16 protein-coding genes are annotated in these 22,612 nt (G+C 71.4%); 7 read left to right on the forward strand and 9 right to left on the reverse strand.

Going from position 1 to position 22,612, the window contains the following annotated elements:
* Positions 1-16: 16 nt before the first annotated feature.
* From H9Y04_RS32630 to H9Y04_RS32640, 3 genes are all read right to left on the reverse strand, one after another.
* The gene (locus H9Y04_RS32630; protein WP_308801352.1) at positions 17-1,558 is read right to left on the reverse strand and encodes a serine/threonine-protein kinase; all 1,542 of its coding nucleotides are present in this window, start codon (positions 1,556-1,558) and stop codon (positions 17-19) included.
* A gap of 125 nt (positions 1,559-1,683) precedes the next feature.
* Positions 1,684-4,830, reverse strand: a complete 3,147-nt coding sequence (locus tag H9Y04_RS32635) for a serine/threonine kinase C-terminal domain-containing protein (protein ID WP_187817710.1) — start codon at positions 4,828-4,830, stop codon at positions 1,684-1,686.
* 203 nt (positions 4,831-5,033) lie between these two features.
* Positions 5,034-7,070 (reverse strand): serine/threonine-protein kinase, encoded by a 2,037-nt coding sequence (locus H9Y04_RS32640; RefSeq protein WP_187817711.1) that lies wholly within the window; start codon positions 7,068-7,070, stop codon positions 5,034-5,036.
* A gap of 165 nt (positions 7,071-7,235) precedes the next feature.
* On the opposite strand from H9Y04_RS32640, the gene H9Y04_RS32645 reads away from it, so the two are divergent.
* Entirely contained in the window at positions 7,236-8,561 is a 1,326-nt protein-coding gene (locus tag H9Y04_RS32645; protein ID WP_187817712.1) for a serine hydrolase domain-containing protein, read from the forward strand.
* A gap of 77 nt (positions 8,562-8,638) precedes the next feature.
* Here H9Y04_RS32645 and H9Y04_RS32650 read toward each other — a convergent pair whose 3' ends face one another.
* Positions 8,639-10,345, reverse strand: coding sequence for a glycerol-3-phosphate dehydrogenase/oxidase (locus H9Y04_RS32650; protein WP_187817713.1), 1,707 nt, complete (start codon positions 10,343-10,345; stop codon positions 8,639-8,641).
* 259 nt (positions 10,346-10,604) lie between these two features.
* Between H9Y04_RS32650 and H9Y04_RS32655 the strand changes: the two genes are divergently transcribed.
* Entirely contained in the window at positions 10,605-11,864 is a 1,260-nt protein-coding gene (locus H9Y04_RS32655; RefSeq protein ID WP_187817714.1) for a nucleotide sugar dehydrogenase, read from the forward strand.
* 121 nt (positions 11,865-11,985) lie between these two features.
* The gene (locus tag H9Y04_RS32660) at positions 11,986-12,588 is read left to right on the forward strand and encodes a hypothetical protein (RefSeq protein WP_187817715.1); all 603 of its coding nucleotides are present in this window, start codon (positions 11,986-11,988) and stop codon (positions 12,586-12,588) included.
* 79 nt (positions 12,589-12,667) lie between these two features.
* On the opposite strand, the gene H9Y04_RS32665 is transcribed toward H9Y04_RS32660, so the two are convergent.
* From H9Y04_RS32665 to H9Y04_RS32680, 4 genes are all read right to left on the reverse strand, one after another.
* Entirely contained in the window at positions 12,668-13,792 is a 1,125-nt protein-coding gene (locus H9Y04_RS32665) for a GuaB3 family IMP dehydrogenase-related protein (RefSeq protein ID WP_187817716.1), read from the reverse strand.
* 128 nt (positions 13,793-13,920) lie between these two features.
* A complete protein-coding gene (gene guaB / locus H9Y04_RS32670; protein ID WP_187817717.1) occupies positions 13,921-15,423 on the reverse strand; it encodes an IMP dehydrogenase in 1,503 nt (500 codons plus the stop codon).
* A 128-nt stretch (positions 15,424-15,551) separates the two neighbouring features.
* Positions 15,552-16,127, reverse strand: a complete 576-nt coding sequence (locus tag H9Y04_RS32675) for a sigma-70 family RNA polymerase sigma factor (protein WP_187817718.1) — start codon at positions 16,125-16,127, stop codon at positions 15,552-15,554.
* A 256-nt stretch (positions 16,128-16,383) separates the two neighbouring features.
* A complete protein-coding gene (locus H9Y04_RS32680) occupies positions 16,384-16,995 on the reverse strand; it encodes a response regulator transcription factor (protein ID WP_003948568.1) in 612 nt (203 codons plus the stop codon).
* 451 nt (positions 16,996-17,446) lie between these two features.
* Here H9Y04_RS32680 and H9Y04_RS32685 point away from each other — a divergent pair, with 451 nt between their 5' ends.
* On the forward strand, positions 17,447-17,764 hold the full coding sequence (locus H9Y04_RS32685) for a WhiB family transcriptional regulator (RefSeq protein ID WP_187817719.1): 318 nt from the start codon (positions 17,447-17,449) through the stop codon (positions 17,762-17,764).
* Between the two features lie 81 nt (positions 17,765-17,845).
* On the opposite strand, the gene H9Y04_RS32690 is transcribed toward H9Y04_RS32685, so the two are convergent.
* Entirely contained in the window at positions 17,846-18,814 is a 969-nt protein-coding gene (locus H9Y04_RS32690) for a LysR family transcriptional regulator (protein WP_187817720.1), read from the reverse strand.
* A 79-nt stretch (positions 18,815-18,893) separates the two neighbouring features.
* On the opposite strand from H9Y04_RS32690, the gene H9Y04_RS32695 reads away from it, so the two are divergent.
* The 3 genes from H9Y04_RS32695 to H9Y04_RS32705 all read left to right on the forward strand — a co-directional run bounded on the left by H9Y04_RS32695 (position 18,894) and on the right by H9Y04_RS32705 (position 22,025).
* Positions 18,894-19,553 (forward strand): MOSC domain-containing protein, encoded by a 660-nt coding sequence (locus H9Y04_RS32695; protein ID WP_187817721.1) that lies wholly within the window; start codon positions 18,894-18,896, stop codon positions 19,551-19,553.
* A gap of 141 nt (positions 19,554-19,694) precedes the next feature.
* A complete protein-coding gene (locus tag H9Y04_RS32700) occupies positions 19,695-21,242 on the forward strand; it encodes a multicopper oxidase family protein (protein WP_187817722.1) in 1,548 nt (515 codons plus the stop codon).
* Positions 21,243-21,251: 9 nt separating this feature from the next.
* On the forward strand, positions 21,252-22,025 hold the full coding sequence (locus tag H9Y04_RS32705) for an SDR family NAD(P)-dependent oxidoreductase (RefSeq protein WP_187817723.1): 774 nt from the start codon (positions 21,252-21,254) through the stop codon (positions 22,023-22,025).
* Positions 22,026-22,612 lie beyond the last annotated feature (587 nt).

Genomic DNA, 22,612 nt, shown 5'->3' on the forward strand with positions numbered 1-22,612 from the left:
CCGCCCGCGCCTGCCGCTACGACCGCGGCGGCTGCCAACTCCGCAGGATGTGGTCGAACTTCTCCCGCGTCTTGTCCCAGTCCTTCACCGGACCCGACATGTAGATCGCGTACTCGGTGCCGTCCTCCCCCACGTACAGCTGGTCGATGGCCCGCCGCTCGCCCTTCGTCACGCCCGTGGTCTGCGTCCAGCGGAACTCCCAGACGGCGCCCGGCCGGTCGCGGAAGAAGTTCGAGCGCAGCTTGATCTGCCGGTACGTGGAGATCCGGCCCATGCCCTGCTTCTCCATGTCGCGCACATGCAGGTAGGCGTTCTCGAAGTCGGGCTCCTTGTCGATGGCGATCCGCAGCAGATGGACGCCGTCGTCGGGCGTGTAGTCGATCTGCGCGCCCTCGGTCTGCCGCTTCCAGCCGGCCGGAAGCAGCACGCTGAACCCGGCCTCGTCGCGCACCCGCTTCCAGTCCTTCGGGGCGCTGCCGGCCGTCTGGCCCGTTCCGGTGCCGTCCGGCTCGCGCTGCTCCATGTACTTCAGTACGCCGAAGGCCGCGGCCGCACCGACGAGCGCGGCGGCCACGACGAGACCGACGACGGAGCGCAGCCGACGGCGGCGTACAGGAGCGGCGGCAGGAGCGGCCGTGGTGTCCCCGGGCCGCACCGCGGTGAGTTCGTCCGGTGCGACCCGGCGGGTGGGCACATAGGCCTGCGCCGACTGGGGCGCACGCCCCTCGCTCACCTCGGCCAGCATCTGCTCGGCCTCGTCGACGGAGGGCCGCTGCGCCGGGTCCTTGCGCAGCAGCGCGGTGATCACCGGGCCGAGCGGACCCGCGTACGCGCTGTCCCGCGGCTCCTCCTCGACCACGGCCTGCATGGTCGACAGCGGCGAGGTGCGCCGGAACGGCGACTCCCCCTCGACCGCCGCGTACAGCGTCGCGCCGAGCGCCCACAGATCGGAGGCGGGGCCCGGCGCCTCGCCGCGTACGCGCTCGGGGGCCAGATAGTCGATGGAGCCGACCAGTTCACCGGTCCTGGTGATGGTCGAGTCGCCCTCGATGGCGGCGATCCCGAAGTCGGTGATCAGGACGCGGCCATCGCGGGCGAGCAGCACATTGGCGGGTTTGACGTCCCGGTGCAGCACACCGGCCGTGTGCGCGGCGCGCAGCGCCCGCAGCACCCACATCCCGATCCGTGCGGCCTCCCTCGGCGGCACGCGCCGGTCGTCCCGTACGGCATCGGCGAGCGAGCGTCCGTCGACCAGCTCCATCACGATCCACGGCCGGTCGTCGTGCTCGAACACGTCGTGCACGGTGACCACGGCCGAATGATTGATCCGGGCCGCCGCCCGCGCCTCCTTCTGGGTCCGCGCGAGCAGCACGGCGCGCTCGCTCTCCCCCGCGTACCGGGCGGCCGTCAACTCCTTGACGGCGACCACCCGGTGCAGCACTTCGTCGTGTGCGCGCCACACCTTGCCCATGCCGCCGTGACCGAGACTTCCCTCGATCCGGTAGCGGCCCACGAGCAATCGGCTCTGCGCCTGCGCCCTGCCCTCGATCTGGTCCACGTTCCCCCGCCTGTCCTTCGAAAGGCCAGGGTAGGGAGCGGGAGGCGGGTGCGGAACAGCGGGGACCGAGCTGTGATTCAGGCCGCGCTCCTGGCCCGTGGTTCAGCCGGTGGTGCCGTCCGCGCTCAGTCCGTGGTCTCGTACGTCTCCACGGCCTGCTCGAACAGGCGCGTCACTTCGTCCCGTTCGGCCTCGGGGCCCTTCACCAGGACGATGTGGTACGCCCCTTCGACGATGATCGCCGCATTGCGCGCGTACACCTTGGCCGAGCCCTCGTCCCAGGTGAACTGCCCCTCGGCCCGCACCCGCTGCCCGACCTCGACCTGCCTGAGGCCCGCCGATGTGGACCAGGTCGAGTCGCGGAACGGCTGCAGTTCGCGCTCGTCCTCGCGCTGGTAGGCGAGCGGATCGTCGCCGTAGTCCTCGGTGCTGTCGCGGCCCGGGACCACCGTGAGCGAGAACGCGCCCTGGCTGTAGACGACTTGCCCGCGCCCGTTGGCCGGCTTGCGGTCCCAGCCGGAGGCGACCGCGACCTGGAAGCCTTCGAGGTCCTTGCGGAGCACGAAGCCCTGCGGCAGCTCCCCGCCGTCCTGCGCGGGAGGCGCCGAGGTCTCCTTCGACGGCTCCTTGCTGGGTTTGCTGCTGGGTTTGCCGCTCGGCTTCGCGTCCCCGTCGGGGCTCGCCTTGCCCGGGTTCGCCGGCGCGGAACTCACCGATCCGGCCTGGTCCTTGCGGTCCTTCGCGCCCTGGTCGTCGGTGCCGCTCTTCGGCATGAAGAGCATCGCGTACGCCACTGCCGCCGCGAGTCCGAGCAGCACCAGGATCAGGATGAGCCGCCCGAGCCGCTTCGGACTGCCGCCCTGGGGCCGTCGGCTCATCTGCCGCATCTGGCGCTGCTGCTGACGCTCCCACTTCTCGGCCGATGGCGACATCCGCTCGCGCTCCGGAGCCCGCACCTGAGCGCTCAGGGCGCGCTGCTGCTCGGGTACGGGGCGCTCCTTGCGGCCGGACCGACCCGGGCGCGCGGGCCTCTCGGGCGCGTTGCGCCTGCGCTTGCCTTTCTTGTGCCGCCCGTGCTCCGGCGGGGCGCCCGCACCGCGCCGCTTGCGGACCAGCTCGCCGCGGCGCCGTACGACGGGCAGCCTGCTGCGGTCGTACGCGGGCGCGGGGACGACATCCTCCCCGGCCTCGGGCTCGGGCGCCGACCGTACGAGCGAACGCAGCCAGCCGCGCAGCTCCTCGAAGTCGGGCCGCTCCGTGGGGTCCTGGCGAAGCAGCGACTCGACGACGGGCCGCAGCGGACCGCACTCCTCGGCGAACGCGGGCGGTTCGGCGCAGACCAGCTGGACGAGCTCGTAGGTGCTGTCCTCCGGGTAGGGCGCATGCCCCTGCACCGCGCGGAAGAGCAGCGCACCGAGCGCCCACAGATCGGTGGCGGGGCCGACAGGCGCGGCCAGCTGCCAGTTCTCGTGCACGGGCCCGGCCTGCTCCGGCGCCCAGCGCTCGGTGACGGCACCGACCACGGTCATCCGGGCCTGGCGGGCGCGTTCGAGGGCGAGAGGGGTGGCGGGGTTGCGCCCGGGGTTCGGGCCGACTCCTGCCAACTCGTCCCAGCGGGACGGGGGTTCGGAGGTCCGCGCCGGGCCCGGGGCGGCCTCGGGCGAGGTGTGTCCGCTCGCGATCTCCTGACCGTAGGCGGGCGCGGGGCCGTGGCCGGTCGCCGGGCCCTGGCCGCCCTGCGGTCCATGACCGGGCGGCGTGATCTGGTCCTTGTACCGCGGGAGGCCTGCAAGGGCCGCCCCTTCGGAGCCCGGGCCCTCGGATACCACGACCTCGTGGTGGGCGCCTTCGGCACCGGGGCTTGCGTCGCGGCCGACGCCGCCCTCCTCGGCACGCGCACCCTCCCCGCCCGCCAGTTGGCCCGGGACACGGCGGCCCGCGCCATGCCAGCCGACGGCCGCGGACGACACCCCCGCACCACCCGCCGACGACGAACCCGCACCACCCGGCCTCTCCGCCTGCGCCGACAGATGCCTGACCTCGGGCGCCCGCCCGGCGGGCCGGCCCGCGACGCCGTACGGATCCGCTATCCGGCCCGGCGGATGCGCCGGTTCCTGCTCGGTCGTGCCCTGCAGCGGCTCGCCCTCGCCCGGCCCCGGCGCACGCGAGGAATCCGTGCCGGCGGGCGGCAGCGCACGCGCCGCCGCGGCGGACCGCACCCCGGCCCGGTAGGCCGCGATCGCCCCGGCCCGCGCGGCCCGCACATCACCGGCCGGCAAGGGGTATCCCCTGCTCGAAGAGCTCGGGGAGGCACCGCGTACGACGCCTCGCTCCGGTCCGCCCGAACCACCTTCCGTATCAGCCCCGTTGGCGCCCGCACCGGCGCCGCGCTCTTCCCGCATGCCGGGCAACTCGGGCCGGCCACCGCCGGCGGCACCGGGACCACCGGACGCACCAGGGCCGAGACCGGGCCCGGGGCCACCGGACGCGGCGGGACCGGAACCAGGACCGCCGGACACACGAGGCCCGGAACCAGAACCGGGACCACCGGACACACGAGGACCCGGACCGGACCCACCGGCGCCCCCGGCCTCCACCGCCCCCGAAGCCGTCCCGCCCGCACCCCGCCCGTCGAACCCGCCGCCCGCATCAGGCACCGGGTCGTACCCGCACAGCGCTTCCTCGGCGGCCCCCGCCGCGAGCCCCGTGAGCATCACGCGGCCGTCGTCGCAGACGAGCACGGTGCGTACGGTGATGTTGCGGTGCACCCAGCCATGCGCGTGCAGCGCCCGCAGCGCGGTCAGCACGTCGGAGGCCACCTCCGCCGCGCGATAGGGGCTCAGCGGCCGCTCCGCCAGCAGCGCCGCGAGCGGGCGCGCGGCCACGACCTCGCTGACGATCCACAGCGAGCCGCCCTCGGCGAACACGTCGAAGACCTGGTCGAGCCGGGGATGGTCGGGTATCCGCGCCGCCGCTTCGGCGGCCTCGATCGCCCGGCGCACGGCCGGATCGCTGGGAGCCCTGGTGGTATGGGAGTTACGAGGGTTGCGGGCGCCGCGGCCCGTAGGCCGCTGCTGCGGCGCCGCGGGACCCGCGTCGCCGGGCTCGAGCACCTCGGCCTCGACGACCTCCGGCAACGGCACCTGCCGTACGAGCACTTCCTGCCCGCTGTACGTGTCGAAGGCGCGCGTCTCCGCGAATTCGAACTCGTCCGAAGGCGGCAACGGCAGGCGGTAGCGGTCGGCGAGTACCCGTCCCGCATAGTCGTCCACGTCGCCTCCCCGTCAGCGCGCGCACCCCACATCCCTGTCCCGCACACCGCACGAATCCGTCAACTCCGGTCGAAACCCGGCACATTGCGGCTGCGTACGGTCCGCGAGCTCTCACGATACGTGGCCGAGGCGGCGTACGCGGCAGGTCTCACCAACCCGTGGCGGCTTTGCCGCCGCACGCGCGGCCACCCCGCCCGGCCGGCTCAGTCCAGCGGCTTGAAACTGTCGAACGCGACGTCCCGCAGGTCCGCGCACTCCTTGGCGTCCCAGTCCTTCGCGTTGCACGTGATCATGATCGCGTAGCCGTGCGAACCGTCCACGACGAAGCCCCGGTTGAGTATCCGCACCGGCACCCCGCTCTGCGTCCGCGTGAACTCCCAGTCGGCCACCGTGCGGTAGCCGCGCCACTCGATGTCCTTGAGCCCGAGCCGGTTGTAGTCGTCGTAGTTCTGCTTGACGATCCCTTCCAGGCTCTTCCAGGACCCGAGCGCGCTGACGCCCGGCGACTCGGTGAAGTCCACCTGCACGCGCGGGAACGAGCCCGAGCCCGCCCCGTAGATCGCGCCGGCGCCACCCGCCGACTCACCGGTCTGCTTCCAGCCGTCCGGCAGCGCGATGGAGAAGTGGAACTTGCCGTTGGTCACCTCGGTGTAGCCGTCGGGCACCTTGCCGGGGTCGGTGCCCTCGCCGGAGCCTTCCGTCCCGCCCTTGCCCTTGTCGTCGCCCTTGTCGTCCTTGCCGGAGTCACCGGAGTCACCACCGGGAGACTCCTCGCCCTGCCCGGACGTCGTGGAGTCCCCCTCGCCGTCGGGCGAGGGCTTGGCGGTCACGCCGCCGCCCTTCCCCTTGTTCTCCTGACCGCCCTCGTCGCCGCCGGAGAGCATCACACCGAGGACGGTGCCGAGCACCGCGAGCGCCACGAACACGGCCAGGATCAGCTGCGTACGCTTCGGCACGAGCTCGCCGAGCGGCCGCCGTACGGGGGCGCCACCGGACGAACCCCCGCCCGGCACCGAGGCGTTGGCGGTCTGCGCGAGCCCTGCGTCCACGGCCACCGCCGCGGCACCGCCGGTCCCCTTCGCGGGGCGCGCCGGCCGCACCGGTTCCCCGGGCAGCGGCACGACCTTCGTCTGCTCCGAAGCGGGCGGCTCCGGCACCTCGGCCACGGGCTCGGGCGCATGGATCACATCGAGCAGCAGGACGCGCGCACCGGCCTCGTCGAGCCGCTTCTCCGGGTCCTTCTCCAGGAGCCCGTAGAGCACCTGGTCGAGACGGCCCGCGTGCTGCGGCGTCTCCAGGGGCTCGGTCATCACCGCGGTGAGCGTGGCGATCGCCGAACCCTTGTCGTACGGAGGGGTCCCTTCGACCGCCGCGTACAACAGACCGCCGAGCGACCAGAGATCGGCCGCGGGGCCGGGCTTGTGTCCACGGGCGCGCTCGGGCGAGATGTACGAGGGGGCTCCGACGAGCATGCCGGTGGAGGTGATGGACGGGTCGCCCTCGACCTGGGCGATGCCGAAGTCGGTGAGCACGACGCGGCCGTCGTCGGCGATCAGCACATTGGACGGCTTCACATCGCGGTGCAGGATGCCCTGACGGTGCGCCGAGCGCAGCACGTCGAGCACCGCGAGCCCGACCTCGGCCGCGCGCTTCGGCGTGAGCCGGCCGTCCTCGCGGATGACCTCGGCGAGCGACTTGCCCTCGATCAGCTCCATCACGATCCAGGGCCGGTCGTCCTCGTCGACCACGTCGAAGACGGTGACGGCGCCGTGGTCACGGATCCGGGCGATGGCCTTGGCCTCGCGCAGGGTCCGCGTGATGAGCCTGCGCTTCTCGTCCTCGTCGATGCTGGACGGAAAGCGCAGTTCCTTGACCGCCACCGTACGGCCGAGCGTCTCGTCGACGGCCCGCCAGACGGTGCCCATGCCGCCCTTGCCGAGCACATCGCCGAGCCGGTACCGCCCGGCGATCAGCCGCGCTTCCTGCGCCCGGCGGGGCTCCTTGTCACGGGGAGCGTCCTGCTCGCGACGGGGCTCCTCGTCCCGAGGGGCGTCCTGCTCGCGACGCGGCTCCTTGTCGCGCGTGGCCTCCGGTTCGCCGCCGGCCTCCTGCTCACGAACGGGCTCCTCGTCCCGACGGGCCTCCTGGTCGCGGCGGGCTTCCTCGTCCCGACCGGCCTGCTGGTCGCGGCGAGATGCCTCGTCCCGACGAGCCTGCTCCGGCCGCTCAGCCTCCGACATGCGTCCCCTCTGCAATCAACCCGCCCTGGCAGAGCGTCCATTGTCTCTCATGCCGGGGGCCATGGAAGTCCCGGGTCCGGCCGCGCCTGCGCCCGGCCTTCCCTCGAGGCCCTGGAGGGAACGCCCGCCTCCGGGTCACCATGGCAGCACCCACAGGGAGCCGCCATGCCCGACCACCGCCCGGCCGCCGGCACCGACGCACCGGCGCGCGCACGCCCGGCCGCACACGTCCTCGTGCGCACGAAGGCCCTGCTGACCGCGGGAGCCTTCCTCGCCACCACGCTCACCAGCTGCGACGCATCCCCGTGGGACTCGGTTCCCCCACCGACCTCATCCGTCCCACGAGCGGGGAACTCGTACCCGCCCCAGGACGCGAAGCCCACCACCCCGCGCGGCACCGGCGACGCGACTCCCGCCAGCCCTCGCGGCACCGGCGAGCCCGGCATCCCTCCGTACGACCTCGCGGAGCAGAGCATCCTGGTCGAGCTGGCCGAGGACAGTCCGGCGCCGGGCGTGGCCGCCCTGGTCTCCCGCGACAGCCGCACCTGGTTCGGCGCGGCGGGCCACGCCACGTACGGCAGCGCGCGGCCGCCGCGCCGCGAGGACCACTTCCGCATCGGCACGCTCTCGCAGACCTTCATCGCGGTGGTGGTGCTGCAGCTGGCGGCCGAAGGCCGGATCGGCCTGGCCGATCCGGTCGAGCGCCACCTCCCTGGCCTGCTCCGGGGCAACGGCCACGACGGCCGCCGCATCCTGGTGCTCCACCTCCTGGTCCACAACGCCGGGCTGCACCCGTATCTGCAGGACCGAAAGAGCCCCTACCGTTCCTACGACCGCCGCTACACCGCCGCCGACCTGGTCCGGCTCGGCCTGAGCCGGCCGCCGGAATCACCACCGGGCCTCAACTACCGCGACTCGCACGCTCATTACGCGGTCCTCGGCCTGCTCATCGAAAGGCTCACCGGCCGCTCCTACGCCGCCGAGGTCCGACGCCGCATCCTCGACCCGCTGGACCTGACCGGGACGTCCTTCCCCGGCACCCGCCGCGACCTGCCGTCCCCCCACGGCTCCGCGTACGGCGGCAGGGCGAGCAAGCCCACCGACCTCACCGAGATCGACCCGACGGTCCTGGGGGCGGGCGGCGAGATGATCAGCACCCTCGACGACCTGAACCGCTTCTACACGGCCCTCCTGCGCGGCAGCCTGCTGCCGAAGGCGCAACTGGCCCGGATGCTCGACGTCTCCGACGGCATGGGCCACGCGGGACTCGGCATCGGCCTGTACGAGGTGTCCTGCGGGGCACGGCTGTGGACCGCGTCGAACGAACTCGCCGGCACCTCGGTCCAGACCGTCGTCAGCCACAGCGGCGACCACGCGACGACCCTGTTCGCCAACGCGGACTGGCTCTCCGCGACGATCGCCGGGAGCGACACCCTCATGGAGACGGAGTTCTGCGGACGGCCCGACCCGCACCGCCCGCCCGAGCCCTGACCTCCTGTACGGAACGCGCCGAACTCCCGTACGGGACCGCGCCGAACTCCCGTACAGCAGCGCGTTGCAGCAGCGCGCTAAAGCGGCGCGATGTCCGGCGCCCCGAGCCGCGCCGCGTCCGCCGTCAGATCGTCCGGCTGCAGCTGCGACTCCCGCTCCGCCTCCACCCGCTTCTCGTAGTGCTCGACCTCGCGCTCGATCTGGTCCTTGTCCCAGCCGAGCACCTTGGCCATCAGCTCCGCGCACTCCCGCGCGCTGCGCGTCCCCCGGTCGAAGGTCTCGATCGAGATCCGGGTCCGCCGCGTCAGGACGTCGTCGAGGTGCCGCGCCCCCTCGTGCGAAGCCGCGTACACCACCTCGGCCCGCAGATAGTCGTCCGCACCCGTCAGCGGCTCGGCGAGCGAAGGATCCCCGGAAATCAGGTCGAGCAGCTCCTCGGCGAGCGCCCCGTACCGGTTCAACAGGTGCTCCACCCGCACCACATGGAGCCCGGTGCGCTGCGCGATCCGCGCCCGCGCGTTCCACAGCGCCTTGTAGCCCTCGGCCCCGAGCAGCGGAATGTCCTCGGTGACGCACTCGGCCACCCGCTGGTCGAGCGCATGCACCGCCTCGTCCACGGCGTCCTTCGCCATCACGCGGTACGTCGTGTACTTGCCGCCCGCGACGACCACGAGCCCCGGCACCGGATGCGCCACGGTGTGCTCGCGCGACAGCTTGCTCGTCGCGTCCGACTCCCCGGCGAGCAGCGGCCGCAGACCCGCGTACACACCCTGGACGTCGTCCCGCGTCAGCGGCACCCCGAGCACCGAGTTCACATGCTCGAGGAGATAGTCGATGTCCGCGCTGGACGCCGCCGGATGCGCCTTGTCCAGATCCCACTTGGTGTCCGTGGTCCCGACGATCCAGTGCCGCCCCCAGGGAATGACGAAAAGGACGCTCTTCTCGGTCCGCAGGATCAGCCCGGTCGACGAGTTGATCCGGTCCTTGGGCACGACGAGATGGATGCCCTTGGAGGCCCGTACGTGGAACTGCCCGCGCTCACCGACCATGGCCTGGGTGTCGTCGGTCCACACCCCGGTCGCGTTGACGATCTGCCGCGCGCGGATCTCGTACTCGCCACCGCCCTCCACGTCCTGCACCCGCGCCCCGACCACCCGCTCGCCCTCGCGCAGGAACCCGGTCACGCGCGCCCGGTTGGCCGCCTTCGCCCCGTACGAGGCGGCGGTCCGCACGAGCGTCGCCACATACCGGGCGTCGTCCATCTGCGCGTCGTAGTACTGCAGCGCCCCGACCAGCGCGTCCTTCTTGAGACAGGGCGCGACCCGCAGCGCGTGCCGGCGCGACAGATGCCGGTGCATGGGCAGCCCGCGCCCGTGCCCCTTCGCCATCGACATCGCGTCGTACAGCGCGACACCGGATCCCGCGTACAGCCGCTCCCAGCCCTTGCCCTGCAGCGGATAGAGGAACGGCACCGGCTTCACCAGGTGCGGCGCAAGCCGTTCGAGCAGCAGCCCGCGCTCCTTCAGCGCCTCGCGTACGAGGGCGAAGTCGAGCATCTCGAGATAGCGAAGCCCTCCGTGGATCAGCTTGCTGGAGCGGCTCGACGTGCCCGAGGCCCAGTCGCGCGCCTCCACGAGCCCCGTCGAAAGGCCCCGGGTGACGGCGTCGAGCGCCGTTCCCGCGCCGACCACGCCGGCGCCCACCACCAGTACGTCCAGTTCCCGCTCGGCCATCGCCGCGAGGGCCTCGGCCCGCTCGGCCGGTCCCAGTGTCGCTGTCCTCACTGCTGCCTCCCGTCGCCCCCGTGTGGTCGGGCTCACATCGTCGATTCTGTCCGCAGTCCAGGTCTTCAGCCACCACCCGTGACCGCGACTTTCCGGGCAAGCCCCTCATCAGGCCCCTGTCCTGCCGACACTCGCGAAACGGCCGACCCGTAATCCGTCATATCGGTCATATTTACCCCTAACCTGACAGTGCGCTCAGCCGTTTTGTCCACCCGGCTTGCGCGTCCCGCCCGTCCCGGTTAGAGGGAAGGTTTTCGCCATGCCCGCGGATCTCGCCGTCGTAGGACTCGGCCATCTCGGCCTGCCACTCGCCCAGGCCGCCGTATCGGCAGGCATCGAGACGGTCGCCTACGACCCGCGTCACACCACGGAACTCGCCGCAGGACGGCTGCCCGCCGACGAGGGCGCCCTGACCACTGCCGATCTGCGCCGGATGCTCTCGGGGGGCTTCCGGACCACCACCAACCCGGTCGAGCTCGGCCGGGTCCGTACCGCCGTGATCTGCGCCCCCACCCCCCTGGGCGCCGACCGCACACCCGACCTCACCCAGGTCGCCGAGGCCGCACAGGCCCTCGCACCGCGGCTGCGCCCGCACACCACGGTGATCCTCGAATCCCCCGCCTACCCGGGCACGACCGAGGAATTCCTGCGCCCGCTCCTGGAGGAGGGCTCGGGCCTGACCGCCGGACGTGATTTCCACCTCGCCTACTCCCCCGGCCGCTTCGACCCCGGCAACCGCACCCACGGCTACGGCAACACGCCCAAGGTGATCGGCGGCCTGACCCCGGCCTGCACCGAGTCGGCCGCCGCCTTCTACGGCCGGCTCACCGACAAGGTCGTACGGGCCCGCGGGACGCGCGAGGCCGAGACGACCCATCTCCTGGAGACCAACTTCCGGCACGTCAACATCGCCCTGGTCAACGAAATGGCCGTCCTGTGCCACGACTTGGGCGTCGACCTGTGGGACGTCATCCGCTGCGCCGAGACCAAGCCCTTCGGCTTCCAGGCCTTCCGCCCGGGCCCCGGCGTCGGCGGCCACGCGGTCGCGCTCGACCCGGCCTACCTCCCGCACACGGCCCGCACCCCCGGCCACCCGTTGCGGATGACCGGGCTCGCGCAGGAGATCAACAGCCGGATGCCGCAGTACGTCATCCAGCGCGCGGCGACCTTGCTGAACGAGCACGGCAAGTCGGTACGCGGCGCCCGCGTCCTGCTGCTCGGCGTCACGTACAAGCCGGACATCGCCGACCAACAGGGCACTCCCGCCGAGGAGATCGCCACCCGCCTGATGCAGATGGGCGCCTCGATCAGCTACCACGACCCGCACATCCCGCACTGGCGCGTGCTCGGCCAGCCGGTCCCCCGCGCCGACTCCCTCTACGAAGCCGCCGCGGACGCCGACCTGACCCTCCTGGTCCAGCCCCACCGCACGTACGACCTCCAAGGGCTCGCTGTGAAAGCCCAGTTGTTGCTGGACACGCGTGGGGCGACCCCTGTGGGCGCCGCGTACCGCCTGTGAAGCCTTTGAAACGGGCTGGGTGACTGTCGCCGCGGGCTGCTAGCCTGCGGCGTCATTCATCGCACAGGCGTGCGCCGCTCTCGCATGCGCGTGCGCAACTTCCCATGGGGGGATCACTCGCATGTCCCAGTCTTTTCCGCCGCCGCAGCCCACTGACGGCAACCCGTACGCCCAGCAGCAGCCCGGCGCCGGCCCTTACGGCCAGCAGCCCGCGGGCGGCAACCCGTTCGGCCAGCAGCCGGCCGGCGGAGCGTTCCCCCCGCCGGTGGCGCCGGCACGTCAGGGCAATGTGGCGCTCGCCATCGTCGTGGGTGTCGTGGCGGCGCTCATCGGCGCCGCGATCTACGGCGGTCTGATGCGCGCCTTCGTCAAGGACAACGGCGAAACGGTCGAGCTCAGCTATGTGGCCGTCGTCGTCGGCGCCCTGGTCGGTTTCGCAGTCGGCAAGCTCGGCGGCCGCAACCCGGTTCTGCCCATCGTCAGCGCGGTGCTCGCCGTGGTGGGCGTCTACCTGGGCCAGATCTTCGGCATGTCCGTGGTCGCCAGCTACGCGGTGGAGAAGGCGGGCATGTCCGCGTCCTGGACCGACTTCCTCACGGACGACAACATCCTGAGGACCAGCGCCTTCACCGGCTGGAAGGAAGAGGCCGACGCCATGACGTACCTGTTCATCGCGCTCGGCGGCTTCATCGGCTTCGGCTCCGCCAAGAAGATCGGCGGCTGACTCTCAGCAGCGCAGACGAAAGGGCCCGCACCGCCGGTTGGCGGTGCGGGCCCTCTCACATCCGTACGGGGGCAGAACCTCAGCGCTGGTGCTGCGCGTTCGCCACCGTGACCTCGACCCGCTGGAACTCCTTGAGCTCGCTGTAGCCGGTCGTCGCCATCGAGCGGCGCAGGGCGCCGAAGAAGTTCATCGAACCGTCGGGGGTGTGCGAGGGACCGGTGAGGATCTCCTCGGTCGTGCCCACCGTGCCCAGGTCGACCTTCTTGCCGCGCGGCACGTCCTCGTGGACGGCCTCCATGCCCCAGTGGTGCCCCTTGCCGGGAGCGTCCGTGGCGCGCGCCAGCGGGGAGCCGATCATCACGGAGTCGGCACCGCACGCGATGGCCTTGGGCAGGTCGCCGGACCAGCCCACGCCGCCGTCGGCGATGACGTGCACATAGCGGCCGCCGGACTCGTCCATGTAGTCGCGGCGCGCGGCCGCGACATCCGCGACGGCCGTGGCCATCGGGACCTGGATGCCCAGGACGTTACGAGTGGTGTGCGCGGCGCCGCCGCCGAAGCCGACGAGCACACCGGCCGCGCCGGTGCGCATCAGGTGCAGGGCCGCGGTGTACGTGGCACAGCCGCCGACGATCACCGGGACGTCCAGCTCGTAGATGAACTGCTTCAGGTTCAGCGGCTCGGCGGCACCGGAGACGTGCTCGGCCGAGACGGTGGTGCCGCGGATCACGAAGATGTCCACGCCCGCGTCCACGACGGCCTTCGAGAACTGCGCGGTGCGCTGCGGCGAGAGCGCGGCGGCGGTGACGACACCGGAGTCGCGCACCTCCTTGATGCGCTGCCCGATCAGCTCTTCCTTGATCGGGGCCGCGTAGATCTCCTGGAGGCGACGGGTCGCGGCCTCGGAGTCGAGCTCGGCGATCTCGTCGAGCAGCGGCTGCGGGTCCTCGTACCGGGTCCACAGACCCTCGAGGTTCAGGACGCCGAGGCCGCCCAGCTCGCCGATGCGGATCGCGGTGGCCGGGGAGACCACCGAGTCCATGGGAGCCGCGAGGAACGGCAGCTCGAAGCGGTAGGCGTCGATCTGCCAGGCGATCGAGACCTCCTTCGGGTCCCGCGTACGACGGCTCGGGACGATGGCGATGTCGTCGAACGCGTACGCGCGGCGGCCGCGCTTGCCGCGCCCGATCTCGATCTCAGTCACTTTGGGAGGTGCCTTTCCCTCTGGGTCCTACTGGGCCATGCCCGTCCAGTATCCCTGACACAGGAGCAAGGGGCGGCCCCGGGAATCCGGGACCGCCCCTGACCTTCGGCTCTGTCTCAGGCTGTGGACTACTTGCGGCTGTAGTTCGGCGCCTCGACCGTCATCTGGATGTCGTGCGGGTGGCTCTCCTTGAGACCCGCGGCCGTGATCCGTACGAACCGGCCCTTCGACTCCATCTCGTCGATGGTGGCCGCGCCCACATAGCCCATCGTCTGGCGCAGACCGCCGACGAGCTGGTGCAGGACGTTGGCCAGCGGACCCCGGTAGGGCACCTGGCCCTCGATGCCCTCGGGCACGAGCTTGTCGTCGGAGGCGACCTCGGCCTGGAAGTAACGGTCCTTCGAGTACGAGCGCCCCTGGCCGCGCGACTGCATGGCACCGAGCGAACCCATGCCGCGGTACGACTTGAACTGCTTGCCGTTGATGAACATCAGCTCACCGGGCGACTCCTCGCAGCCCGCGAGCAGGCTGCCGAGCATCACCGTGGAGGCACCGGCGGCGAGGGCCTTGCCGATGTCGCCGGAGTACTGCAGACCGCCGTCGCCGATGACCGGGACACCGGCCGCCTGGGCCGCGAGCGCCGCCTCGTAGATGGCGGTGACCTGCGGGACACCGATACCGGCGACCACGCGGGTGGTGCAGATGGAGCCGGGGCCGACACCGACCTTGACGCCGTCGACACCGGCGTCGATCAGGGCCTGGGCGCCGTCGCGGGTGGCGACATTGCCGCCGATCACGTCCACGTGCACCGCGGACTTGATCTTCGACATCCAGCTCAGGGCGTTGCTGTTGTGGCCGTGCGAGGTGTCCACGACGAGGAAGTCCACACCGGCGGCGGCCAGGGCCTGGGCGCGCTCGAGCGCCTCGGGGCTCGCGCCGACCGCGGCACCGACGAGGAGCCGGCCCTCGGCGTCCTTGGCGGCGTTGGGGTACTGCTCGGCCTTCACGAAGTCCTTGACCGTGATGAGGCCCTTGAGCACACCGGAGTCGTCGACCAGCGGCAGCTTCTCGATCTTGTGGCGGCGGAGCAGCTCCATGGCGTCCACGCCGGAGATGCCGACCTTGCCGGTGACCAGCGGCATCGGCGTCATGACCTCGCGCACCTGGCGGCCGCGGTCGGTCTCGAAGGCCATGTCACGGTTGGTGACGATGCCGAGCAGCTTGCCGTTTCCGTCCGTGACCGGGACACCGGAGATACGGAACTTGGCGCACAGCGCGTCGGCCTCGGCGAGCGTGGCGTCCGGGTTCACCGTGATCGGGTCGGTGACCATGCCGGACTCGGAGCGCTTCACCAGGTCGACCTGGTTGACCTGGTCCTCGATCGACAGGTTGCGGTGCAGCACGCCGACGCCGCCCTGACGGGCCATGGCGATCGCCATCCGGGACTCGGTGACCTTGTCCATCGCGGCGGAGAGCAGCGGGATGTTCACGCGCACGTTGCGCGAGATGCGGGACGAGGTGTCGACCGCGTTCGGCAGCACTTCCGACGCGCCAGGAAGCAGCAGCACGTCGTCGTAGGTCAGCCCGAGTGTCGCGAATTTCTCGGGCACTCCGTCGACGTTTGCAGTCATGACACCTTCCCCAAATGGCCTTGATCGGTGCGGATGTCCATGCTAACGGCCTGGAGGGGTGTCTCATTCCACGAGCAAGATCATCGGTCTTCTTTGTACGTTCACACGTACGCAACCGACCCGATGTGCTACTGCTCGGCCAGCGCCCTGAGCCTGCTCAGGGCGCGGTGCTGCGCGACGCGCACGGCACCGGGAGACATCCCCAGCATCTGCCCGGTCTCCTCCGCGGTGAGACCGACGGCGATCCGCAGCAGCAACAGCTCGCGCTGGGTCTGCGGAAGATTGGCGAGCAGCTTCTTGGCCCATTCGGCGTCGCTGCTCAGGAGCGCGCGCTCCTCGGGCCCGAGGGAGTCGTCGGGCCGCTCGGGCATCTCGTCGCTCGGCACGGCGGTCGACCCGGGGTGCCGCATCGCGGCCCGCTGCAGATCGGCGACCTTGTGCCCGGCGATGGCGAAGACGAAGGCCTCGAAGGGCCGCCCGGTGTCCTTGTAGCGCGGCAGCGCGAGCAGCACCGCGACACAGACCTCCTGCGCGAGGTCCTCGACGAAGTGCCGTGCGTCACCCGGGAGTCGGGACAGACGCGTACGGCAGTAGCGCAGCGCGAGGGGGTGGACATGCGCGAGCAGATCGTGCGTGGCCTGCTTGTCGCCTTCGACGGCACGCTGAACGAGGGCACCGACAGTGGTGGTCTCGTCCTCGCGCATCGGTCCATGGTGCCTTGACGTCGCCCGATCCGCGGCACCGCGTCCGTAGTTGTGCACCGAAGCGTTATGAGCAGGTGCGCCGGAACTCATCCCCTGCGCCCTCCCCTCCCGCTCGACCGACTCGTTCCCGAGGAACTCCACACCCCAAGGATGCGGCATCGCACGGGAAACAGGGAAAACCGCTCCCGAGCGGGTGGGTCCGCCCATCCGCCGGCCCGCCCGCAGCGGCGCGGGCGGGACTCATCGGGGGCACAGATCAGCGCACCAGACCCCAGCGGAAACCGAGCGCCACGGCGTGCGCACGGTCGGAGGCGCCGAGCTTCTTGAAGAGCCGGCGGGCATGCGTCTTGACGGTGTCCTCGGAGAGGAACAGCTCACGGCCGATCTCCGCATTGGACCGCCCGTGGCTCATGCCCTCGAGCACCTGGATCTCCCGCGCGGTGAGCGTGGGCGCGGCGCCCATCTCGGCCGAGCGGAGCCGGCGCGGCGCGAGCCGCCAGGTCGGGTCCGCGAGCGCCTGCGTGACGGTCGCGCGCAGCTCGGCACGCGAGGCGTCCTTGTGCAGATAGCCGCGGGCACCGGCGGCGACCGCGAGCGCGACACCGTCGAGGTCCTCGGCGACCGTGAGCATGATGATCCGGGCGCCCGGGTCGGCCGAGAGCAGCCGGCGCACCGTCTCGACGCCGCCGAGACCGGGCATGCGTACGTCCATCAGAATCAGGTCCGAACGGTCGGCACCCCAGCGGCGGAGGACTTCCTCGCCGTTGGCCGCCGTCGTCACACGCTCTACACCGGGCACGGTCGCCACCGCACGGCGGAGCGCTTCGCGGGCAAGCGGGGAGTCGTCGCAGACGAGGACGGATGTCATGACTGTCGTCCTCCGCGGCTCCTGCAGCTGATGCGCGTCACCTTGAGCCTCCAGGCTGAATACGAATCGTCACCTGTGCGGTTGACACCCTCGGACACCTGCCCGAGCGCTTCTCATTTCAACCGCCTCCGCACTCTCAACGACGGTCACTCGAAAGAGTTACGGGTCGGTCGGCCGACTTCGGCACTCTACGTGATGGGCCGCTCACGGGGTTGTGATCACGGACATCGGGGCACCCGCGACCGCCGAGGATTCACCGAAAGCTATGCCCCATTTAGCGCCTTTTCTTCCCTTTCGGTGGTGTCTGTGACTAGATTCGCAATCAGTCATATTTACATCTACTCAGACAGTAGATGTACGGCATGGGCGTCCGACCAGCCCTCGTCCGGGCACCTGCTACCGCCCGACCGGGCATCGGATCCGCCTTCGAACGGTTGCAAGGGGACAAGCAATGGCAGATTTCTCCCGCCTTCCCGGGCCGAACGCCGACCTCTGGGACTGGCAGCTGCTTGCAGCCTGCCGCGGGGTCGACAGCTCGCTCTTCTTCCACCCGGAGGGCGAGCGCGGTGCGGCCCGGAGCGCTCGCGAGAACTCGGCCAAAGAGGTCTGCATGCGCTGCCCCGTACGCGCCGAGTGCGCGGCCCACGCCCTCGCGGTGCGTGAGCCCTACGGCGTATGGGGCGGCCTGACCGAGGACGAGCGCGAAGAACTGATGGGCCGGGCGCGCAACCGGCTCGTACCGGCGGCCAGCTCGCTCTCCGCCAACTGAGGAAACGTTTCTTCGTACGGCTGCCTGCCCGCGCGTATCCGCGTGCGGTGGCCTGCGTACGGCTGGCGCGGGCCCGGCTCCCTAGTGGGCTGCGGCCGCGGACAGCCGGTCGGCGGCCGCCGCCAGCTGGTCGAGCGTCGCCGCGACGGTCGGCACCCGGGCGAGGTCGGGCAGCGTGAGCGCGACGATCTCGCGGTGTACGGCCGGTTCCACCGTGACCGTGCGGGCGCCCTTCGGACGTACCGACTCGAGGGCGAGCTCGGGCAGCACCGCGACCCCCAGACCGGCTCCGACCAGGCCGATCACGGCCGGGTAGTCATCGGTCGCGAAGTCGATCCGCGGCACGAACCCGGCGCTCTCGCAGACGTCGACGAGCTGGCGGCGGCAGCGCGGACAGCCCGCGATCCAGGACTCGTCGGCGAACTCGGCGATCGACACCGCGTCGTCGCCGCTCAGCCGGTGGTTCTCCGGGATCAGGCCGACGAGCCGGTCGGCGAGCAGCGGGCGGACGACCAGGTCGTCCCAGTCGTCGGCAGTCGCGCCTTCGCCCTCCCGTCGCCCGCCGCCCCCCTTCTTCTGCGACGCGTCGCGCCGCCCCTCGTAACGGAACGCGAGCGCCACATCGCAATCGCCCTCGCGGAGCATCTCGACCGAGCGCGGCGGTTCGGCCTCGACCAGGGAGACCCGGGTGCCCGGGTGGGCCGCGCGCAGGGCGGCGAGGGCCGCGGGGACCAGCGTCGAGCTGCCGCTGGGGAACGAGACCAGACGGACCCGGCCGGCCCGCAGACCGGCGATCGCGGCGACCTCCTCCTCGGCGGCGGTGAGCCCGGCGAGGATGCCCGCGGCATGCCTGACCAGGGCGTCTCCCGCCTGGGTCAGACGCATCTCACGGCCCGTACGGATGAGCAGCGGCGTGCCCGTGGACTGTTCGAGCGCCTTCATCTGCTGGCTGACGGCCGGCTGCGTACAGCCGAGTTCGCGGGCCGCGGCCGAGAAGGAGCCGGTGGCGGCGACGGCGCGGAGCACACGGAGATGACGGGCCTCGATCATGCCTCAAGCATAAGTGAGGCTTGGAGCCCGGGGCGAAAAGTGCTCGACGGCTTGGGTAACGATCTCTAGCGTGAGCGGCATGAAGCTTCTGACTGTGAATGTCGGCAAGGCCGCCCCCGTCCCGTACACCGATCACCCCAGCGGCAAGACCGGGATCGACAAGCTCCCGGTCGAGGGGCCGGTGCGGGTGGCGGCGCCCGGCGTGGCGGGCAAGGGGCCGGGCGGGGTCGAAGGGGACTCCGTCTGCGACCAGAGGGTGCACGGCGGTGACGACCAGGCGGTCTACGCCTTCGCGCGCGAGGACCTGGACCGCTGGGAGAAGGAGCTCGGGCGCCCGCTGCGCAACGGGTTCTTCGGCGAGAACCTCACGACCTCCGGGGTCGATGTCTCCGGTGCGCTGATCGGTGAGCGCTGGCGGATCGGGTCCGCGGTGCTCGAGGTGACGTGCGGGCGGATTCCGTGTCAGACCTTCGCCGGGCAGGTAGGCGTCGAGAAGGGCTGGCAGAAGCGCTTCACCCAGGAGGGCGCTCCCGGGGCGTATCTGCGGGTGATCGAGCCGGGTGAGATCTCGGCCGGGGACATGGTCGAGATCGTGCACCGGCCCGACCACGACGTGACCGTCGCCGTGCAGTTCCGGGCGGCGACGCTCGACCGCTCGCTGCTGCCGCGGGTCCTGACGGCGGGGGAAGCGCTGCATTACGAGGCGCTCGAGAACGCCCGCAAGTACGTGGAGAAGTAAGGGAGTTGAGCCCGCTCCGCACGCCGGGCCCGGCCCGCACCCTGTCCGGGTCCGCGCCCCGCCTCCCGTAAGGGGCGGGCCCGGGGCGTCTCAGGGCACTTCCCGATGGGAGGACGCGCCCGCCGCCGCGACCGTTGGAGCATGACGAAAACCGACGGCGCGCGCGGCGGGCGCAGCAGGCTCAAGCGGGTCCTCATCATCCTCTCCGTGGTCGTGGGTGTCCTGGTCGCCGCGGTGGGCGGGGGCTTCGCCTGGCTGTGGACGAGCGCCGATGTCAGCACGGTGGGCAAGGTTTCCTTCGATCACAGGCTCGCCGCACCGCCGTTGGCCGAGTCCACCGTCGGCAAGGACGGGACCCGCGTCTTCGATCTGCGGATGCAGGCGGGCGAGAAGGAGTTCGAGGACGGGCGTCGGACGCCCACCTGGGGCTTCAACGGCGACTACCTGGGGCCGACGCTGCGCGCGAAGCGCGGCGAGAAGGTCGCGGTGCGGATAGCCAACGGGCTCGGCGAGGCGTCCACCGTGCACTGGCACGGCATGCATCTGCCCGCGGCGATGGACGGCGGCCCGCACCAGATGGTCGAGCCGGGCGGCACCTGGACCCCGCGCTGGACGATCGACCAGCCGGCCTCGACGCTCTGGTACCACCCGCATCCGCACGGTGCGACCGAGAAGCATGTGCAGCGCGGGCTCGCCGGGATGTTCCTGCTCGACGACGAGAAGTCGGCCGCGCTCGACCTGCCCGACGAGTACGGCGTGAACGACATGCCGGTGATCGTGCAGGACGTGAGGTTCGACGGCGCGAAGTTCGACCACGGGCACGGGCTGATGCAGAACACCGGCTTCCTCGGCGACCGCACGATGGTCAACGGCACGCTCGATCCGTACATGGAGGTCGGCGACGAACTGGTCCGGCTGCGGCTGCTCAACGCCTCGACCGCCCGCGTCTACGACTTCGGCTTCTCCGACGGCCGCGCGTTCGCCCTGATCGGCACGGACGGCGGCCTGCTCGAAGCGCCCGCGCGGATGGACCGGCTGCAGCTCTCTCCCGGTGAGCGCGCCGAGATCGTGGTACGGATGAAGCCGGGCGAGCGGACCGTGCTGCGCAGCTTCCCGCAGGACAACTACGGGGATGCCTGGCAGCGGCGGTTCGGCGGGGGCGACGACTCCTTCGACGTACTGGAGCTGCGGGCGAAGCAGTCCCTGCGCGACTCCCCCGAACTGCCTTCCCAGCTAGGCGAGTTGGAGGTGCCGGACGGAACCGACTCCGCGAAGGAGCGCTTCTTCGGTCTGGAGATGTCCGGGATCAACGGGCGCCCGATGGACATGGGCCGGATCGACGAGGTGGTGACGCGGGGTACGGCGGAGACCTGGACCGTGCGCAATGACGACGGGATGCCGCACAACTTCCACGTACACGATGTGCAGTTCAGGGTCCTGGAGGTGGACGGCGAGCGGCCGCCGCCGGAGCTGCGCGGCGCCAAGGACACGGTGTTCGTGCCGGGTGGTACGACGGTGAAGCTGGCGATGCGCTTCGACGGTCCGGCCGACCCGGACACGCCGTACATGTACCACTGCCATCTCCTGTACCACGAAGACGGCGGAATGATGGGCCAGTTCGTGGTCGTCGAGAAGGGGCAGCGGGCCGGGACGCCTGCCGGGTCCGAGAGCGGGCACGAGGGTCACTAGCCTTGGGCCATGACTACGGCTCTCATCACCGGTGCGACCGCCGGCATCGGCGCCGCCTTCGGGCGGCGCCTCGCGGCGGACGGACACAATCTGGTCCTCGTGGCCCGGGACACCGCGCGGCTCCGGGAGCAGGCGACCGAGCTGCACGACCGGCACGGGATCGAGGCCGAGGTCCTCGCGGCCGACCTGGCGACGGACGGCGGCATCGAAGCCGTCGAGAAGCGCCTCTCGGATCTCCGCAACCCGGTGGACCTGCTGGTCAACAACGCGGGCTTCGGCAACAAAGGCCGCTATCTCGAGGTCTCCATGGCCGACGAGCTGACCATGCTCAAGGTGCACTGCGAGGCGGTGCTCCGGCTGACGTCGGCGGCGGCCGCGTCGATGCGTTCGCGCGGGCGCGGCGGGGTGGTGAACGTGGCCTCGGTCGCGGCCTTCGTCCCTCGCGGTACGTACGGTGCGTCGAAGGCCTGGGTCGTCCAGTTCACTCAGGGCGCGGCCAAGGATCTGGCGGGCTCGGGGGTCCGGCTGATGGCCCTGTGCCCCGGCTTCGTCCGTACGGAGTTCCACGAGCGGGCCGGTATGAGCACGGACAACATCCCGTCGTGGATGTGGCTCGACGCGGACAAGGTGGCCGCGTCGGCCCTGTCGGACCTCGCCCGCGGCAAGACGGTCTCGATCCCGGACCCCCGCTACAAGGCACTCCTGGGCGCGGCGAAGTTCGTGCCGCGGAACCTGCTCGGCGGGATCACGTCGAAGACGGGCCGCAAGTACGGGCCGCAGTAGCGGCCCGCCCAACTCCGGCCTCGGGCGGCTGACGCTCCGTTCCGTTCCGTCTCGTCGGCTTGGCCCGCGCCTGCGGTTCGTTTTGGAGTCGGTGCCGGGGTGGGGTACCTGGTATTCGGGCAATGTGAGCCGGTACCGAGGGACTCACGTTGTCGATAACGGACCGCCCAAATACCAGGCACCCCACCCCGTCCCCTCCGGCCGCATCGCGGCTGCAGGCCGGTGGGGCTCATCCACCAACCGGTGCACGGCTCACGGCCGTTGGGGCCCGTACCCCCACGCTCCACACCCACCCCGCGCGGGCTGCGCTGGCTGCGCTGGACGGAGCGTCCAACTCCAGCCCGTCCGGCGTTTGAGGACGAGCGCCGTCCAGGCGCGACAAGGGGGCAAGGGGCGAAGCCCCAAAGAGGCCCACCCACCCGGGGGTCCGGGGGCGCAGCCCACGGTTTCGGGAAGGGGCGGGGAGGGGAAAACCGCCCGCCGCAGGCGCCGCCCACCCGCACCCGACGACGAACCCGCACACGCACACGAAGGCCCGGCATCCTCGACGGATGCCGGGCCTTCGGTGACGTAACCGTCAATGCGGT

Source organism: Streptomyces polyasparticus, from assembly GCF_014493765.1.
Lineage (GTDB): Bacteria > Actinomycetota > Actinomycetes > Streptomycetales > Streptomycetaceae > Streptomyces > Streptomyces polyasparticus.

What these genes read in the sequence shown, in the direction of transcription:
- H9Y04_RS32705 (WP_187817723.1), top strand. Translation starts at nt 21,252, where the DNA reads ATGACTACGGCTCTCATCACCGGTGCGACCGCCGGCATCGGCGCCGCC.
- H9Y04_RS32640 (WP_187817711.1), bottom strand. Translation starts at nt 7,070, where the DNA reads ATGTCGGAGGCTGAGCGGCCGGAGCAGGCTCGTCGGGACGAGGCATCT.
- H9Y04_RS32660 (WP_187817715.1), top strand. Translation starts at nt 11,986, where the DNA reads ATGTCCCAGTCTTTTCCGCCGCCGCAGCCCACTGACGGCAACCCGTAC.
- H9Y04_RS32645 (WP_187817712.1), top strand. Translation starts at nt 7,236, where the DNA reads ATGCCCGACCACCGCCCGGCCGCCGGCACCGACGCACCGGCGCGCGCA.
- H9Y04_RS32695 (WP_187817721.1), top strand. Translation starts at nt 18,894, where the DNA reads ATGAAGCTTCTGACTGTGAATGTCGGCAAGGCCGCCCCCGTCCCGTAC.
- H9Y04_RS32655 (WP_187817714.1), top strand. Translation starts at nt 10,605, where the DNA reads ATGCCCGCGGATCTCGCCGTCGTAGGACTCGGCCATCTCGGCCTGCCA.
- H9Y04_RS32690 (WP_187817720.1), bottom strand. Translation starts at nt 18,814, where the DNA reads ATGATCGAGGCCCGTCATCTCCGTGTGCTCCGCGCCGTCGCCGCCACC.
- H9Y04_RS32685 (WP_187817719.1), top strand. Translation starts at nt 17,447, where the DNA reads ATGGCAGATTTCTCCCGCCTTCCCGGGCCGAACGCCGACCTCTGGGAC.
- H9Y04_RS32700 (WP_187817722.1), top strand. Translation starts at nt 19,695, where the DNA reads ATGACGAAAACCGACGGCGCGCGCGGCGGGCGCAGCAGGCTCAAGCGG.
- H9Y04_RS32680 (WP_003948568.1), bottom strand. Translation starts at nt 16,995, where the DNA reads ATGACATCCGTCCTCGTCTGCGACGACTCCCCGCTTGCCCGCGAAGCG.
- guaB (WP_187817717.1), bottom strand. Translation starts at nt 15,423, where the DNA reads ATGACTGCAAACGTCGACGGAGTGCCCGAGAAATTCGCGACACTCGGG.
- H9Y04_RS32675 (WP_187817718.1), bottom strand. Translation starts at nt 16,127, where the DNA reads ATGCGCGAGGACGAGACCACCACTGTCGGTGCCCTCGTTCAGCGTGCC.